Raw genomic sequence first — 15,767 nt, forward strand, 5'->3', positions numbered from 1 at the left:
GGAATAGCATGCGCCTCATGACCGACACCCGTCCCCCGCGCACCGAGGGGCCCCACGGCACCGCCGACGAGGGCCACGAGTCCGACACGACCATCGTCACGCGCGCCTACCGCGGGGGCGAGCTGATCGCCCACGACTTCCCGCTGCACGAGGTGAGCGACCACCTCGAGACCGACGGCTGCCACGTGTGGATCGATCTCACCGACCCGACCGCCGACGACCTCGCCGCGCTCGAGGACGAGCTCGGCCTGCACGAGCTCGCCGTCGAGGACGCCCTGCAGGACGGGCAGCGGCCCAAGATCGACCGCTACGACAACCATCTGTTCACGGCGCTCTACGACGTGCGCTTCGACCGTGCCAGCGGCGTGCTCGACACGAGCGAGGTGAAGGCGTTCATCACCGAGCGCGCCCTCGTGACGATCCACCATCCCGAGTTCGACGTCGCCCGACTGCAGGCGACCTTCGACCAGAACCGCGACCTGGCGTCGCACGGCGTCTCGTACTTCCTCTGGGGGCTGCTCGACTGCGTCGTGGACCGGCACTTCGACGCCACGGACGCGCTCGACGACGAGATCGAGGGCATCGCCGACGACCTCTTCGACCCGACGCCCCGCACCATCGACGTGCAGAAGCGCTCGTTCGCCCTGCGCAAGAGCCTCGTCCAGCTGCGGCGGGTGGCGTCGCCGATGCGCGAGGTGCTGAACACCCTGCTGCGCCGCGACCTGAAAGAGGTCGACGCCGACATGCAGCCGTACTTCCAGGACGTCTACGACCACGTCCTGCGCGTGGCCGAGCAGAACGACTCGCTGCGCGACCTCGTCTCGACCATCCTCGACACGAACCTCAACCTGCAGTCCAACCGCATGAACCTCATCATGAAGAAGGTGACGAGCTGGGCGGCCATCATCGCCGTCCCCACGGCGATCACGGGGTTCTACGGGCAGAACGTGCCGTACCCGGGGTTCCAGTCCCCCGGGGGCTTCGTCACGTCGTGCGTGCTGATCGTGGCGATCGGCGGCCTGCTCTGGTGGCAGTTCAAACGTCGCGACTGGCTGTAGTCCGCCGTTCCCGCACTGTTCACCGCGGGGTCGACGCCGCCCTGCCGCACCGGTCGTAGCCTGGCCACGTGATCACGGTCGGAATGAGCACGTCCTGCGTCTTCCCGCTGTCGACCGACGAGGCCTTCCGGCTCGCTCGGCTCACCGGCTTCGACGGGGTCGAGGTGATGGTGACGGGGGACCGGACGACCCGAAGCGCCGAACTCCTCCGCGCGACGACCGCGCGCTGGGGCCTGCCCGTGCTCTCGGTGCACGCCCCCGTGCTGCCCGTCGCCCATTTCGCCTTCGGCCGGGACCAGGTCGAGAAGCTCCGCCGGTCGGCCGAGCTGGCCCGCGAGCTGGGTGCCTCGACCGTCGTCGTGCACCCGCCGTTCGTCTGGCAGAGGTCGTTCGCGGCCCGCTTCGTCGACGTCGTCCGGGAGATCGCCGCGGAGACGGGCGTCACCCTGGCGGTCGAGAACATGTTCCCCCTCCGGTTCGGGCCGGTGGGGTTCGACGCCTACCGCCCCGGGCCCGACCCCGTGGCGACCGACGTCGACGCGGCCACCCTCGACTTCTCGCACGCCGCCGTCGCCGGTCGCGACGCCCTCGACCTCGCCCTGGCGCTCGGGCCCCGGTTGCGCCACGTCCACCTGACCGACGGCGTCGTCTCGTCCCGGCCGGGAGGGCTGCACGACCAGCACCTCGTGCCGGGCGACGGCACGCAGCCGGTCGCCGAGGTCCTGACCCATCTGGCCCGGTCGGGCTGGACCGGCGTCGCCGCCGCCGAGGTGCACACCGCCGGGGACGAGGAGGCGCGGCTCGGCCAGCTGAGGCGGACGCTCGCCTTCGCGCGTCGTCACCTCGCGACCGCCCCCGCGTCGGGCACCGTCGCCCGGCCCCCTCAGACGACCAGGACCGTCGCGACGACCGCGAGCGGCACGGCGACCGCCGCCACCCCGAGCCCGGCGAGCATGAACCGTCCCCACGCGACCTCGACGCCCATCGACGACAACCGGGAGTGCCAGAGCAGCGTCGCGAGCGAGGCCCAGGGCGTGACGAGGCAGCCGATGTTCACCCCGACGAGCACGGCGACGAGCCGCAACGGTGATCCGGCCACCGGTTCGAGGGCGAGGTAGGCCGGCAGGTTGTTCGCGACGTTCGCGGCGACGGCGCTGCCGCCCGCGAGCCGCAGCAGGTCGGGCAGCTGGTCACCCGTGCCCACCACGGCGCCGAGCAGGTCGGCGAGGCCGAGCGAGTGGGCGGCCTCGACGACGAGGAAGAGCCCGCCGGCGAAGAGCAGGGTGCCCCACGGCACCAGTCCGAGCCGCAGGACGCCCCGGCGCCGCACGGCCGTGGCCACGACGAGCACGAGCGCCGCGACGGCCGCGGGGATCCACACCTCGACGCCCGACACGAGGGCCGGCACGAGCAGTCCCGTCGCGACCGCGGCGACGCCGAAGAGCACGCGATCGGCCACGGGCTCGGACGACGGCGCCTCGAACCGGCCGACCAGCTGACGGCGGTAGCGCAGTCCGATCGCCACGACCGGGACGACGACGCCCACCACGGCGGCCGGCGCAACCAGGGCGGCGAACTGCACGGGAGCCGGCGACCCCAACTCGTGCAGGGCGAGCAGGTTGGTGAGGTTCGAGACGGGCAGCAGCATCGAGGCGCAGTTCGCGAGCCACACCGTGGTCAGGGCGAACGGCATCGGCGGCAGGCCCGCGTGTCGGGCCACGATCACGACCACCGGCGTGAGCAGCACGGCCGTCGTGTCGAGCGAGAGGAACACCGTGCACAGCACGGCGAGCGCCACGACCAGGAGCCACAACACGAGCACCCGTCCGCCGGCGAGGCGGGCCGAGGCGGACGCCAGCCAGGCGAAGAGCCCGGCCTCCGCCGCCAGCTCGGCGACGATCGTCAGGCCGACGACGAAGCCCAGCACGGGCGCGACCCGCTCGACGAGGGCGAGCAGTTCGTCACCGGTCAGGACTCCGGTGACCACGGCCACGAGGCCGAGCGCCACGAACACTCCTCCGAGCACGGCAGTGCGCACGGCATTCTCCTTCGACCGCGGGACGCACCGGCACGGGACGCCGGGCAGCTCAACCTACCCCCACCCGGACTCGCGCGACGTCACGCGGTACCGTGGTCGAAACGACCCCTGGGAGCCCCACCGTGCGCAAATTCCTCTTCAACGGCGCGATCATCAGCGCGATCTTCTCCGGCATCAGCCTCCTCAAGAGCCTGAGCGCCGGCCCGCGCGACTGGCGCCTCGCCCTCACGGCGATCAGCTGGGCCGCGTCCACCGCGATCGCCGTGGGCAACGTCATCGAGGCCGCGAACGACGACGACTGACGTCCGCCGAGACACCGAGGAGGCGCGTCCCGCTCTGGCGGGGCGCGCCTCCTCGTCCGTGCGGTCGCGTCAGCGACGCCCGCCGACGCCGGGCGTCGGCCCGGCCGGGTCACCGTCGGGACGGCCGACGGGCAGGCCCCCGGGTCGGCCCGCGACGTGCGGGTCGCGTTCCGCCTCCGCGCCGAGCGAGGCCTCGTAGTCGGCGATGTCGTGGATCGGGATGGCCGCCGTGAAGAGCGCGGTGCGCTCGGAGTCGGCGTTGTCGCCGCTGAACAGGCCCGAGGCGTCGGACGTCGAGCGGGGGGCCCGCCCGGTCGGCACCGGTTCGGCCTCGACCATCTGCACCCGGGTCCGCGGGATCGACTGCGGGCTCTTCGCGCGCAGCCAGGCGATGAGGTCCTCGCGGACGAGGCAGCGCAGGTCGAACAGGGTCGGGGCGTCCTTTGCCGTGACCAGGACGCGGACGCGCACGTAGCCGGCCTGGGCGTCGGTCACCTGCAGCACCTTGGTGCGCCCGTCCCAGAGGTCGGTGCCCGCGAGGATCACGTCGAGCTCCTTGCGCATGGCGCCCGGGTCGACGCGCCAGTCCAGGTCGAACTCGACCGCGCCGAGCAGCTCGCTGTTGCGCCGCGTCCAGTTCTCGAACGGCGTAGTCGTGAAGTAGGTCGACGGCAGCACGAGTCGACGGTCGTCCCAGATGTGCACGACCACGTACGAGAGCGTGATCTCTTCGATCAGGCCCCACTGCCCCTCGACCACGACGACGTCGTCGATGCGGATCGCGTCGCTGAAGGCCAGTTGGATGCCGGCGAAGACGTTGGCCAGCGTCGACTGCGCCGCGAGGCCGGCGACGACCGAGACCAGCCCCGCGCTGGCGAGGACGCTCGCGCCCACCGCCTCGACGCCCGGGAACCCGAGCAGCACGGTGCCCGCGGCGAGGATCACGATCAGGGCCACGGTCAGCCGTCGCAGGATGAGCACCTGCGTCCGGACACGACGGGCCACCCGGTTGTCGGGGGTGTCGACCCGGTAGCGCGACAGCCCGAGGTCCTCGAAGAAGATCGCGAGGGCGCCCACGAACCAGGCCACGACGACGATGATGGCGCACCGGAAGGACTGCGAGACCCAGCCCTCCCCCGGGTAGTCGGCGGGGAGCAGCGAGTCGAACGACGTGGTCAGGGCGATGACGAGCAGGACGACGAGCAGCGTCGCGCGGAACGGGCGGCGCATGCGCTTCACGAACGCCTGCGCCCACTCCTTGCGCTTCGCGACCACGCCGACGACCGCACCGACGACGGCCGAGACGACGAAGGTGAGGACGACGGCGGCGACGAGCGAGATGACGAGTTGTATCCAGGGCATCCCCCGAGCCTGACGCATGACGCACGGCTGCGTCCCGGCTCGACGCTGGGACGATGGAACGGTGAGACGATCCACAGCTTCCCGTCACGAGTCCGCCACGCCCTCGACGCCCCTGCGTCACCGCTCACGACGACGACGCGTGCTCAAGGGGGTGGCCCTCGGGTCGTTCGCCGTCGTGGTGCTCGCCGCCACGGGGTTCTTCGTGTGGGCCAAGACGCCGATGTCGGCGACGGCCGCCTCGCTCGCCTCGGTGTCCGACGACCAACGGGTCGAGGTGACGAGCAGGCCCGACACGGTCGTGATGCGACCGGCCGAGACGACCGCCACCGGCCAGGGTCTCGTCTTCGTCGCCGGTGCCCGGGTCGACCCGCAGGCCTACGAGCAGACCTTCGCGGGGCTCGTCGCCACGGGCGTCACCGTCGTCGTCGAACGACCCACTCTCGGGTTCGGCATCCTCGACCCCCGTCCGCTGTCGACCTTCACCGACCTCGCCCCCGAGGTCGACGAATGGGCCGTCGGCGGCCACTCGCTCGGCGGCGTGCGCGCCTGTCAGTACGCCGCCGACGACCGGACGGTGGACGCGCTGGTGCTTCTCGGCTCGTACTGCGCGACCACCGACCTCTCGGACGACGACGAGCTGGCGGTCCTCAGCCTCGGTGGTTCCGAGGACGGTCTGAGCACTCCGGCGAAGATCGCCAACTACCGCGACATGCTGCCGGACAGCGCCTCGGTGGTCGAGATCGACGGGTCGAACCACGCGCAGTTCGGCAGCTACGGCGAGCAGTCGGGCGACGGTTCGGCCACCATCTCGGACGAGGAGGCGCGCGACCGGATCACGCGCCAGCTCACGTCGTTCTTCGCCGGCGTCGGTGGCTAGGCTCCCGAGCGTTCGTCGGGCCTGACCGAGCGACCGCTCGAGGACGACCTGACGCGGCGGTGGATCAGATCGAGCGCTTGCGCTGCCGCAGGGCCTCGAGGGCCAGTCCCTCGGAGGGATACCGCCCGACGACCTCGCCCCAGCGGGGGTCGGCACCGCGCAGCGCGACGAACGTGCCCTGCTCGGCCCGGACGTGGCCGAGCACGCGGTCGGGGGTCGACACCTGGACGAGGTCGGACGAGACGGTGCGCGTGATGACGCGGGCCATTCTCCTCAGGACGTCGGTCGGTGCGGTGGTGCTCACGGGTGGTGCCTCTCGTGCTGCTGGTGCGGGCGGTGCGGGGGCGCCTCGGTGACGTCCGCCGACGACGCTACCCGCGCCTCCCGGGGTGTGACCTCGGGGTTGGCTGTGCGTCGGGTGTCGTCCGGCTGTGCTTTCACCCGGCTCCGCGTCACCCGGCCGGGCGCCCGGTACGACGTCGCCCCGGACGAGCGGGGCTCGGCCGGGGCGACGTCGTGCAGGGATCGGATCAGCTGGTGAGGCCGTCGACGTAGTCCTGGTTCTCGGAGATCCACTTCTCGACGACGGGGGCGTAGTCGTCGCCGTCGACCTCGTCACCGTTGAACATGGCGTTCTCGAGCGACGACAGGGTCTCGGTGTCCATGTCGAAGCCCTGCAGCCACTCGGTCAGCTGCGGGAAGTTCGCCGTGAAGCTCTTGCCACCGAAGGAGTGGATGCCCTCGGCATCGCCCAGGGTGCCCTCGGGGTCGGCGAGGTCCTTGATCGGGAAGGCGTCGTAGGCCCAGTGCGGGCTCCAGAGCGTGACCGCGATGTTCTCGCCCGCGTCGGTCGCGCTCTTCAACTCGGTGAGCATGGCGGCGGTCGACGAGGTCTGCAGCTGCATGTCGTCCAGGCCGTAGGTGGGGATCGTCTCGTCCTGGACCGCGGCGGTGAGACCGGCCCCCGGCTCGATGCCGACGATCTTGCCGCCGAACAGGTCGGCGTTGGCCGCCAGCTCGTCGAGGGAATCGATCGGGGCGTCCTCGTTCACGGCGACCGCGAGCTTGGCGCCGTCGTTCCAGGCGCCGAGGTCGGTCAGGTCGTCACCGTACTGCTCGATGTACGACGCGTGGGTCGTGGGCAGCCAGGTGTCGAGCACGACGTCGTAGTCGTCGGTGGTGAGGCCGCTGTAGACGGGAGCGACGTCGGCCGGCTTGAGGTTGACCGTGTAGCCCTTCTCCTCGAGGACGGTCTTCCACAGCCACGAGGCCGCGATGCCCTCGTCCCAGCCGTTGAACACGGCGAGGTCGACGACGGCCTGGTCGCCGTTGTCGAGCGTCTCGGCGTCGGCCGCCGAGCTGCTGCCGGGGGGCGAGCAGGCCGCGAGTCCGAGGACGGCGGTGGTGCCGAGGGCGATCGATGCGGCGATGGTGCGCTTCTTCATGTGGTCCTTTCGGGTGGTGCAGGAGGCGCGGGTCGGGTGGGCGGGTGCCGCTCCCGTCCCGCGGATGGTCGGGGTCTAGGCCGAGGCCGTCGCGGGTTCGCGTCGGTCGGCGGGGGGCAGGGGCTGCTCGGCCTCTGCACGGTCGGGCGCCGGGGTCGGCGGGACCGACCGGCGGTTCTGCGCCCGCGCCACCCGCCGGCCGCGACGGTCGGAGCCGAGCGCCGCGGTCATGCGGTCGAGCACGATCGCCAGGATGACGACCGAGATGCCGGCCTCGGCGCCCAACCCGACGTCGATGCGGTTGAGGCTCGCGACGATGTCGCCGCCCAACCCGCCTGCGCCGACCATGCCGGCGATGACGACCATCGACAGCGAGAGCATGATGACCTGGTTGACGCCGGCCATGATGCTGGGCTTCGCGAGCGGCAGCTGGATCTGTCGCAGGATGCGCCACGGCGACGAACCGAACGCCTGGCCGGCCTCGACCACCTCTTTGTCGACTCCGCGGATGCCGAGCTCGGTCAGGCGGACGCCGGGGGCCATGGCGAAGACGATGGTCGCGACGATGCCGGGCACGACGCCGACGCGGAACAGCAGCAGGGCCGGGATGAGGTAGACGAACGCGGGCGTCGTCTGCATGAAGTCGAGCACGGGCCGGATGATCTGCGACGCCACGGTCGACTTCGCGGCGAGCACGCCGAGCGGGATGCTCAGCGCGATCGCGAGCGTGCTGGCGACGAGCACGAGGGCGAGGCTCGCCATCGCGTTGTCCCACTGGTTGACCGTGCCGATGAACAGCAGGCCGACGGCCGTGCCGACCGAGAACTTCCAGCCCTTCGCGACGAAGGCGAGGGCGGCGATCACGAGGACGACCGCCCAGAACGGAGGCGTGCTCAGGAAGTACGCGACCCACTCGTAGAAGAACGTGAAGACCAGGCGGATGACGTCGAAGAAGCCGCCGAGGTTGGTGGTGATCCAGTCGACGACGCCCGAGACCCAGGAGCCGAAGGGGATGCGGAGGTACTCGTTCATCGGGTGGCTCCTTCGAGGGTGGCGTCGAGCTCGACGTCCGAGATGCGGGTGACGGGCTCGAGCACGGGGATGGGCGAGGTGGTCGTGTCGACGTTGCCGAGCGCGGCGAGCAGGGTCACGCGCGGGATGACGCCGAGCAGGCGGTCGGCGTCGTCGACGACGGCGATCGGCAGCGGGCTCTCGACGGCCAGCTCGAAGAGGTCGACGAGGGCCGCCTCGGGCCCGACCTTCGAGAACTCGGCGTTGACGATGGCCGCGAGGTCGGTGTCGTTCGCCTTGACCTGGCGCATGACGTGGCGGTCGCGCACCCAGCCGAGGAGCTTGCGGTCGCGGCCGGTGACGAACAGGGCGGCGGTCTGCAGGTCGCGCAGCGACCGCAGGGCGCCTCGGGGGCCGACCGTGAGCGGGACGACGGCCCGGGCGGGCTCCATGACGCTGGCCGCCGTGAGGACGCGCGCTCGGTCGACGTCCTGCACGAACTGGGCGACGTAGTCGTTGGCCGGGTCGGTGAGAATGTCCTCGGGCGTGCCGATCTGCACGATGCGGCCGTCGCGCATGACGGCGATGCGGTCCCCGAGGAACATCGCCTCGTTCAGGTCGTGGGTGATGAAGACGATCGTCTTGCCGAGCTTCGCCTGCAGTTCGACGAGCTGCTCCTGCATCTCGCGGCGGATCAGCGGATCGAGGGCCGAGAACGCCTCGTCCATCAGCAGGATGTCGGTCTCGGCGGCGAGGGCCCGCGCCAGGCCGACGCGCTGCTGCATGCCGCCCGAGAGCTGGCTCGGCAGTTTGTCCTCCCAGCCGGCGAGGCCGACGATCTCGGTGACCTCGCGGGCCTTGGCCAGACGGGCCGCCTTCGCGACCCCCTGCACCTCGAGGCCGTAGGCGACGTTGTCGATGACGGTGCGGTGCGGCAGCAGCGCGAAGTGCTGGAACACCATCGACACGTTCTGCCGACGCACCTCGCGGAGCCGCTTGGCCGGGACGTCCGAGATCGCGGACCCCGCGACCTCGACCGAGCCGGACGTGGGCTCGAGCAGGCCGTTCAGCATGCGGATGAGCGTCGACTTGCCCGAGCCGGACAGCCCCATCACGACGAAGATCTCGCCGGGCTGGACGTCGAACGAGGCGTCGATGACGGCGGCGGTGCCGAGGCCAGCGGCCTCGGTGCGTGAGGCGCCGGCCTCGAGTCGGGCGACGGCGTCCTTGGGTCGGCGGCCGAACACCTTGTACAGGTTCCGGGCACGCACGGCTGGCGTAGTGGTCACAGGTGTCTCCAGGCACGCCGAAGGGGCACCGGCCGCTCGGGCCGGCTCGCCGTCGGCGGCGATCGGGTCGGGCGGACGGGTCGACGACGCGTGCGGACCGTGTCGGCTCAAGCCCACCGTGATGTCACGGGGCGAACCTGACCTCCGCCGGGTCGGTCATGGGACCGGACCCTCGCGCCACCAGACCGTACGACGACCGGAACCCGAACTGGTCGGACCATCGGTCGGCGCGTCCTGATGATGACGGGCCCGGTCTCCCGGGCCTCCACGACCGTAGCCGACATCCGTCGTTCATCCGAATTGCGAACCCGCCCGGACGGGACCCCTGGTGTACCCCGTCCCGGCGTGTCGCCCATGCCTCCGGGCATGTCGATCGTCACCCATTCGTTATGCGGATGTGAATCGGCACCGCGCCTCCTGGGGGTTCGCCCGGCTCGCGGCGGTGATGCGGACGGAACCGATAAAGGCTACGGTCGAGCGATGACGAGTCCCACGAACGGGGGCGGCGACGCCTCCACCGAGACCCACCTCCCGCAAGACTTCTCGCACGAGCAAGAGGGCTTCCAGCACGGTCTGAAGCCCCGTCAGCTGCAGATGATCGCCATCGGCGGCGCGATCGGCACGGGGCTCTTCCTCGGTGCCGGCGGTCGGCTGGCGTCGGCCGGCCCGGCGCTCGCGATCGTGTTCGCGATCTGCGGCGTCTTCGCATTCTTCATCCTGCGTGCCCTCGGCGAGTTGGTGCTGCACCGCCCGTCGTCGGGCTCGTTCGTCTCGTACGCCCGCGAGTTCTTCGGCGAGAAGTTCGCCTACGCGGCCGGGTGGATGTACTTCTTGAACTGGGCGATGACGGCCATCGTCGACGTCACCGCGGTGGCTCTCTACCTGCACTACTGGTCGGCGTTCACGGCGGCACCCGACTGGCTGTTGGCCCTCGTCGCCCTCGCCGTGGTGCTCTCGGTCAACCTGTTGGCCGTGAAGGTCTTCGGCGAGATGGAGTTCTAGTTCGCCATCATCAAGGTCGCCGCTCTCGTGGTGTTCCTCGTGGTCGGCGTCGTGTGGCTCGCGGCGGCGTTCCCCGTCACGCACGACGGCGCAGCGGTCGACACCGGCTGGGGCCTGGTGGCGTCGTCGGGCATCTTGCCGAACGGCCTGCTGCCGGCCGTGATCGTGGTGCAGGGCGTCGTCTTCGCCTACGCGGCGATCGAGTTGGTGGGCACGGCGTCGGGTGAGACCCAGAACCCCGAGAAGGTCGTGCCGCGGGCGATCAACACGGTCATCATCCGCATCGCGGTGTTCTACGTCGGGTCGCTGGTGCTGCTGTCGCTGCTGCTGCCCTACACGGCGTACAAGGCGGGCGAGAGCCCGTTCGTCACGTTCTTCAGCAGCATCGGCAGCCCCGAGGTGGGCGACATCGCGGGGTCGATCATGAACTTCGTCGTCGTCACGGCGGCGCTGTCGAGCCTCAACGCCGGGCTCTACTCGACCGGTCGTGTGCTGCACTCGATGGGCATGAACGGGTCGGCCCCGAAGTTCACGACGAAGATGTCGAAGGGCGGGGTGCCGTTCGGCGGCATCTTGCTGACCGCGAGCATCACCCTGTTGGGCGTGGTGCTGAACGCGATCGTCGGGGCGAACACGGCGTTCGAGATCGTGCTGAACATCGCGTCGCTGGGCATCCTGACGGCGTGGGGCACGATCATCCTCTGCCAGATGCGGCTTCGTCAGTGGGCGAAGGAGGGCAAGGCGAAGGAGCCCTCGTTCAAGTTGCCGGGTGCGCCGGTGACGAGCTACCTGACGCTGGCGTTCCTGGCCGCGGTGGTCGTGCTGATGGCGATCGACTGGCCGATCGGGTCGTTCACGGTCATGTCGCTCGTCGTGATCATCCCCCTGCTGATGCTCGGTTGGCACCTGCAGCGCGACCGCATCCTGGCCGCCGCCCGCCTCCGCGAGGGCATGACGGGCCCGTATCCCGTGACCGGCCGCGACGCCGCCTCACAGATCCCCCGCGACGGCCAGTAGCCCCACCACCCCGGACGCAGGAGGCGCGGGCCACCTTTCGAGGTCGCCCGCGCCTCCCCCTTTCTCCCCCAGTGACGAGCGAAGCGACGTCACCCCCGCCCCCGCACCGGTGACGAGCGAAGCAACGTCACCCCCGTGTGCACCCGGTGACGAGCGAAGCGACGTCACCCCCGTGTGCACCCCGTGACGAGCGAAGCGACGTCACCCCCGTGAACCCGGTGACGAGCGAAGCGACGTCACCCCCCCGTGCAACGGCGACCTGGCGGGCCCGGCTCGCTCCCCGTGCGAGGTGGGCCGCGGTCCGCGGAGCGGACCAGACCCACACGAAGAAAGAATCCCCCGGTTCTGCGAAGCAGAACACGGGGGACCCAATTCTTTCGTGCACCCCCTCGGACTTGAACCGAGAACCCACTGATTAAGAGTCAGTTGCTCTGCCAATTGAGCTAGAGGTGCGTGCTGCGATCTCTCGCAACGACGGTCAACACTAGCATGAGTTCTGACCCCTTCAGAACCACCGGCGCCGTCGTGGCGCCCGCAGATCGGAGCACCATGTCCACGAAGCTCGAGAAGGGCGCTGCCGCGCCGACGTTCACCCTCGACGACGAGAACGGTTCGCCCGTCTCGCTCGCCGACTACTCGGGGCAGAAGGTCATCGTGTACTTCTACCCGGCGGCGTCGACGCCGGGCTGCACGACGGAGGCGTGTGACTTCCGCGACAACATCAACTCGTTGAAGTCGTCGGGTTACCAGGTGCTGGGTGTCTCGAAGGACGAGCCCTCCGCCCTGCAGAAGTTCAAGGAGGAGCAGGGGCTGAACTTCCCGCTGCTGAGCGACCCCGAGTTGACGGTGCACCAGGCGTACGGCGCCTACGGCGAGAAGAACAACTACGGGCGCATCGTGACGGGCACGATCCGGTCGACGTTCGTCGTCGACGAGCAGGGCGCGCTCGAGCTGCCGCTGTACAACGTCAAGGCGACGGGGCACGTGGCGTCGCTCCGCAAGAAGCTCGGCCTCGACTGACTCCGGTCGTCGACGCGAGCGCAGGAGGCGCGGTGCCGGTCCTCGGGACCGGCACCGCGCCTCCTGCGTTCGAGGGTCGTCAGTAGACGTGCGGCTCTTGGTCGCGGGCCGACGTGGCGGCGACGACGGACGGCACGAGCAGCAGGACGACGACGGCGACGGCGGGTACGAGGAGCGCGAGGCCGATGGTCGGGTTCGCGAAGACCCCCTGCAGGCTGCCGATGCCGACCGCGAACTGCAGCACCTGCCAGACGATCGCCGCGCCACGGATCCAGGCACGACCACGCAGCGCCCCGACGACGATGGACCCGAGCCAGGCTGTCGCCAGCAGGGTCAGCACGAAGATCGCGACGGCCGAGGGATACGAGTCGGGGCGGGCCACGAGCAGCTCGACGAGCAGGAACACCGCCGTCGCGGCGACGAGCAGGAACTCCGCCGAGAGCAGGACGATCACGACCCAGAGCAGGGCAGGTCGACGGGTCTCGGCAGACCGACCGGTCTCGTCTCGGGGGCCGTCAGGGCCTGCTGTGGTCACGTGTGAGCCTCCGAAAAATCCTTGATTTGGCCGTACCAGTATGCGACCATATTCGAGGTCGAAGTGACGCGTACATTGCGGTGCGCGCCTCCCGCATTCTTCTCTTTCCCCATCCCGAACCAGGCGCTTCTTCGTGCCTGGTTCTGCACTTTTAAGGAGTACCCATCGATGGATTGGCGCGACAAAGCCGCTTGCCTGCAGGCTGACCCGGAGCTCTTCTTCCCCGTCGGAAACACGGGTCCCGCCGTCGACCAGATCGACAAGGCCAAGGCCGTGTGCGGGCGCTGCACCGTCACCGAGACCTGCCTGCAGTACGCGCTCGAGACATCGCAGGACTCCGGCGTCTGGGGCGGTCTGAGCGAGGACGAGCGTCGTGCGCTGAAGCGTCGCGCCGCCCGCGCCCGCCGCGCCAGCTGACCCCTCGTCGACCGCCCTCGGCGATCGACGTCCGGCCCTCGCGGCCGATGACGAAGCCCGGCACCTGATCACAGGTGCCGGGCTTCGTCGCGTCCGGGGCCGCGCGCGGGCTCAGGGCTGGGTGAGCCAGCGGAACGGGATCTCGATGGTGACCTCGGTGCCGTTGCCGACGAGGGTGTGCCAGTCGATGGTGCCGCCGAGCTCACCCTGGATCAGCGTGCGGACGATCTGGGTGCCGAGCCCCGAGCCGACCTTCCCCTCGGGCAGCCCGACGCCGTTGTCGCGCACCTTGACCGTGAGCTCTTCGGCCCGGCGGTCGGCGACGATCTCGACCTCGCCGTCACGGCCGTCGAGACCGTGCTCGACGGCGTTCGTCACGAGTTCGGTCAGCGCGAGGGCCAGGGGTGTCGCGTATTCGCTCGGCAGGGCGCCGAAGCTTCCCGTCATGGTGGGGCGGACCGTCGTGTTGTGGCTCGACGCCACCTCGGCGATGAGCATGAGCACCCGGTCGAAGACGGTGTCGAAGTCGACGTTCTGACTGAGCCCCTCGGACAGGGTGTCGTGCACGACCGCGATCGACTGCACGCGGCGCATGGCCTGGGTCAGCGCCTCGCGGGCGACGTCGGTGCGGGTGCGTCGCGCCTGGATGCGCAGCAGCGAGGCGACCGTCTGCAGGTTGTTCTTGACCCGGTGGTGGATCTCGCGGATCGTGGCGTCCTTGGTGATCAGCTCGCGCTCCTGGTGACGCAGCTCGGTGACGTCACGGCAGAGCACGATCGCCCCGACGCGCTCACCGCGATCACGCAGCGGGATCGCCCGCAACGACACCGTGACCCCCCGCGCCTCGATGTCGGTGCGCCAGGGCGCCCGACCCGTGACGACCAGCGGCAGGGACTCGTCGATCACGAGCTTGCCCGCGAGCAACCCGGTGGTGACCTCGGCCAGCGACTCGCCCTCGAGCTCGCCGGCGAACCCCATGCGGTTGAAGGCCGACAGGCCGTTGGGGCTCGCGAAGGTCACCATGCCGTCGACGTCGAGGCGGAGCAGCCCGTCGGAGGCGCGGGGTGCGCCTCGTCGCGGACCCGTCGGAGCCCCGAGGTCGGGGAAGTCTCCGGCGGCGATCATGGCGAAGAGGTCGTTGGAGCACTGGTTGAAGGTCAGCTCTTGGCGGCTCGGGGTGCGGGCCTCGCTGAGGTTCGTGTGCCGCGTGATGATCGCGATCGGTGCGTCGGTGACGTCGGGGCGGCTGGCCCCGAGGCGACGGAGCACGGGCACGGCCCGGACGCGCGTCGGCGTCTCTTCGTACCAGTCGGGTGCGGCCGAGTCGACGATGCGGGTCGTCGTGAACGCCTGCTCGATCTGCCCGCGCCACTCGGGGCGCACCTCTTGTCCGACGAAGTCTCGGTAGAACAGCGTGGCCGAGCTCGAGGGCCGCGCGTGGGCGACGGCGACGAAGCTGCCGGCCTGCGTGGGCACCCAGAGGACGATGTCGGCGAACGCGAGGTCGGCGAGCAGCTGCCAGTCCCCCACCAGCAGGTGCAGCCACTCGACGTCCACCTCGCTCGAGAGGCCCTGGGCGAGAACGAGATCACTGAGCGTCGACACCCGCTCAGTCTAGGTCGACGACCCGTCCGGAGACGTCGGTCGCCTCCGAGCAGGACCGCGCGCTCGCGAATTTTCCACAGACCGTCGAGTCGGTCTGGTTAAGCCATTCCACATGTCATATCTTCTAGTCATGCCCGGACGCACGTGAACAGGAAGACTGCCCATGCCCTCGAACACCCACGCCCTCGCCCTCGCCGAACCCCTCGGACCCTCGGCACCAGCTCGGCCGCACCTGAGACCCGTCCCGCCCCTCGGCGACCCGGGCCCGGCCGTGCCGGCCGCCCCGGCGACGGCCCCCACACCCGACGGTCGCCCGTCGGGCGCCAGGCCCCACGTCCGCCCCGTCCCACCGGTCGGCGCCCCGTCCGAGTCGCCCTTTCCGGACGATCCCGACCTGCTCGTCGAGAACCTGGTGCGCTGCGTCGTCGAGATCCTGGCCGGGGCACGCGAGCTCGACCAGGTCTCGCGGTGGGTCACCGAAGACGTCTACCGCACCCTGCACAAGCGCGTCGTCCTGGCGGCCCGGGCCCGGTCGGCCCACGGCACCCGTACGCAGCGTCCGGTGTTCACGATCGGCAGCATCCGGTCTAGCTCGCCCGCCGACGGGGTGATCGAATCGGTCGTCGTCCTGCACGGGCGCGGTCGCAGTCGCGCGGTCGCCGTCCGACTCGAGACCTACGACAGCCGGTGGCGAGCGGCCGCCGTACACGTGCTCTGACGGTCGACCGAGACGCCCACGACGGACGACGCGCCCCCGAGCCAGGCTCGGGGGCGCGTCGTCTGTCGATC

Annotated in this window: 14 protein-coding genes, 1 tRNA gene and 2 pseudogenes; 8 read left to right on the top strand and 9 right to left on the bottom strand. The window is 70.5% G+C overall.

Annotated elements, in window-relative coordinates; genetic code table 11:
- The first annotated feature begins 17 nt into the window (after nucleotides 1-17).
- On the top strand, nucleotides 18-1,058 hold the full coding sequence (locus SJY14_RS12070; RefSeq protein WP_083396160.1) for a magnesium transporter CorA family protein: 1,041 nt from the start codon (nucleotides 18-20) through the stop codon (nucleotides 1,056-1,058).
- An 83-nt stretch (nucleotides 1,059-1,141) separates the two neighbouring features.
- Nucleotides 1,142-1,864: pseudogene (locus tag SJY14_RS12075) on the top strand (sugar phosphate isomerase/epimerase family protein); the annotation flags it as partial.
- Between the two features lie 77 nt (nucleotides 1,865-1,941).
- Here the strand turns inward: SJY14_RS12075 and SJY14_RS12080 are convergent.
- Nucleotides 1,942-3,096 (bottom strand): SLC13 family permease, encoded by a 1,155-nt coding sequence (locus SJY14_RS12080; protein ID WP_071254287.1) that lies wholly within the window; start codon nucleotides 3,094-3,096, stop codon nucleotides 1,942-1,944.
- A 122-nt stretch (nucleotides 3,097-3,218) separates the two neighbouring features.
- Between SJY14_RS12080 and SJY14_RS12085 the strand changes: the two genes are divergently transcribed.
- Entirely contained in the window at nucleotides 3,219-3,398 is a 180-nt protein-coding gene (locus SJY14_RS12085) for a hypothetical protein (protein WP_055971764.1), read from the top strand.
- A 69-nt stretch (nucleotides 3,399-3,467) separates the two neighbouring features.
- Here the strand turns inward: SJY14_RS12085 and SJY14_RS12090 are convergent, their stop codons facing one another.
- Nucleotides 3,468-4,760 carry a mechanosensitive ion channel family protein gene (locus SJY14_RS12090; RefSeq protein WP_083396161.1) on the bottom strand — a complete coding sequence of 431 codons (1,293 nt, stop codon included), beginning with the start codon at nucleotides 4,758-4,760 and terminating at the stop codon, nucleotides 3,468-3,470.
- Between the two features lie 61 nt (nucleotides 4,761-4,821).
- On the opposite strand from SJY14_RS12090, the gene SJY14_RS12095 reads away from it, so the two are divergent.
- Entirely contained in the window at nucleotides 4,822-5,637 is an 816-nt protein-coding gene (locus SJY14_RS12095) for an alpha/beta hydrolase (RefSeq protein ID WP_255364134.1), read from the top strand.
- Between the two features lie 64 nt (nucleotides 5,638-5,701).
- Here SJY14_RS12095 and SJY14_RS12100 read toward each other — a convergent pair whose 3' ends face one another.
- From SJY14_RS12100 to SJY14_RS12115, 4 genes are all read right to left on the bottom strand, one after another.
- The gene (locus SJY14_RS12100) at nucleotides 5,702-5,941 is read right to left on the bottom strand and encodes a hypothetical protein (protein WP_143048533.1); all 240 of its coding nucleotides are present in this window, start codon (nucleotides 5,939-5,941) and stop codon (nucleotides 5,702-5,704) included.
- Nucleotides 5,942-6,167: 226 nt separating this feature from the next.
- Complete coding sequence (locus tag SJY14_RS12105) at nucleotides 6,168-7,082, bottom strand: glycine betaine ABC transporter substrate-binding protein (protein ID WP_071254289.1); 915 nt, start codon at nucleotides 7,080-7,082, stop codon at nucleotides 6,168-6,170.
- Nucleotides 7,083-7,157: 75 nt separating this feature from the next.
- Nucleotides 7,158-8,114 (bottom strand): proline/glycine betaine ABC transporter permease, encoded by a 957-nt coding sequence (locus SJY14_RS12110; RefSeq protein ID WP_071254291.1) that lies wholly within the window; start codon nucleotides 8,112-8,114, stop codon nucleotides 7,158-7,160.
- Nucleotides 8,111-9,382, bottom strand: a complete 1,272-nt coding sequence (locus SJY14_RS12115; RefSeq protein ID WP_218141813.1) for a glycine betaine/L-proline ABC transporter ATP-binding protein — start codon at nucleotides 9,380-9,382, stop codon at nucleotides 8,111-8,113. Before SJY14_RS12115 ends, SJY14_RS12110 begins: the two co-directional genes overlap by 4 nt.
- A gap of 480 nt (nucleotides 9,383-9,862) precedes the next feature.
- On the opposite strand from SJY14_RS12115, the pseudogene SJY14_RS12120 reads away from it, so the two are divergent.
- Nucleotides 9,863-11,401, top strand: a pseudogene (locus tag SJY14_RS12120) (amino acid permease).
- 380 nt (nucleotides 11,402-11,781) lie between these two features.
- Here SJY14_RS12120 and SJY14_RS12125 read toward each other — a convergent pair.
- Nucleotides 11,782-11,854: transfer RNA gene (locus tag SJY14_RS12125), tRNA-Lys, on the bottom strand.
- Between the two features lie 96 nt (nucleotides 11,855-11,950).
- Between SJY14_RS12125 and bcp the strand changes: the two genes are divergently transcribed.
- Nucleotides 11,951-12,421: a thioredoxin-dependent thiol peroxidase gene (gene bcp / locus SJY14_RS12130; protein WP_071254301.1), complete on the top strand. Its 471-nt coding sequence runs from the start codon at nucleotides 11,951-11,953 to the stop codon at nucleotides 12,419-12,421.
- A gap of 79 nt (nucleotides 12,422-12,500) precedes the next feature.
- Here the strand turns inward: bcp and SJY14_RS12135 are convergent, their stop codons facing one another.
- Nucleotides 12,501-12,956 (bottom strand): hypothetical protein, encoded by a 456-nt coding sequence (locus SJY14_RS12135; protein WP_071254302.1) that lies wholly within the window; start codon nucleotides 12,954-12,956, stop codon nucleotides 12,501-12,503.
- Between the two features lie 168 nt (nucleotides 12,957-13,124).
- On the opposite strand from SJY14_RS12135, the gene SJY14_RS12140 reads away from it, so the two are divergent.
- Entirely contained in the window at nucleotides 13,125-13,373 is a 249-nt protein-coding gene (locus SJY14_RS12140) for a WhiB family transcriptional regulator (protein ID WP_043594001.1), read from the top strand.
- Between the two features lie 111 nt (nucleotides 13,374-13,484).
- Here SJY14_RS12140 and SJY14_RS12145 read toward each other — a convergent pair whose 3' ends face one another.
- Entirely contained in the window at nucleotides 13,485-14,978 is a 1,494-nt protein-coding gene (locus SJY14_RS12145; protein WP_055971745.1) for a sensor histidine kinase, read from the bottom strand.
- Between the two features lie 163 nt (nucleotides 14,979-15,141).
- On the opposite strand from SJY14_RS12145, the gene SJY14_RS12150 reads away from it, so the two are divergent.
- Nucleotides 15,142-15,696 (top strand): Rv3235 family protein, encoded by a 555-nt coding sequence (locus tag SJY14_RS12150; RefSeq protein WP_255364135.1) that lies wholly within the window; start codon nucleotides 15,142-15,144, stop codon nucleotides 15,694-15,696.
- Nucleotides 15,697-15,767: the final 71 nt, after the last annotated feature.

This window comes from Frigoribacterium sp. R86507 (assembly GCF_044597695.1).
Lineage (GTDB): Bacteria > Actinomycetota > Actinomycetes > Actinomycetales > Microbacteriaceae > Frigoribacterium.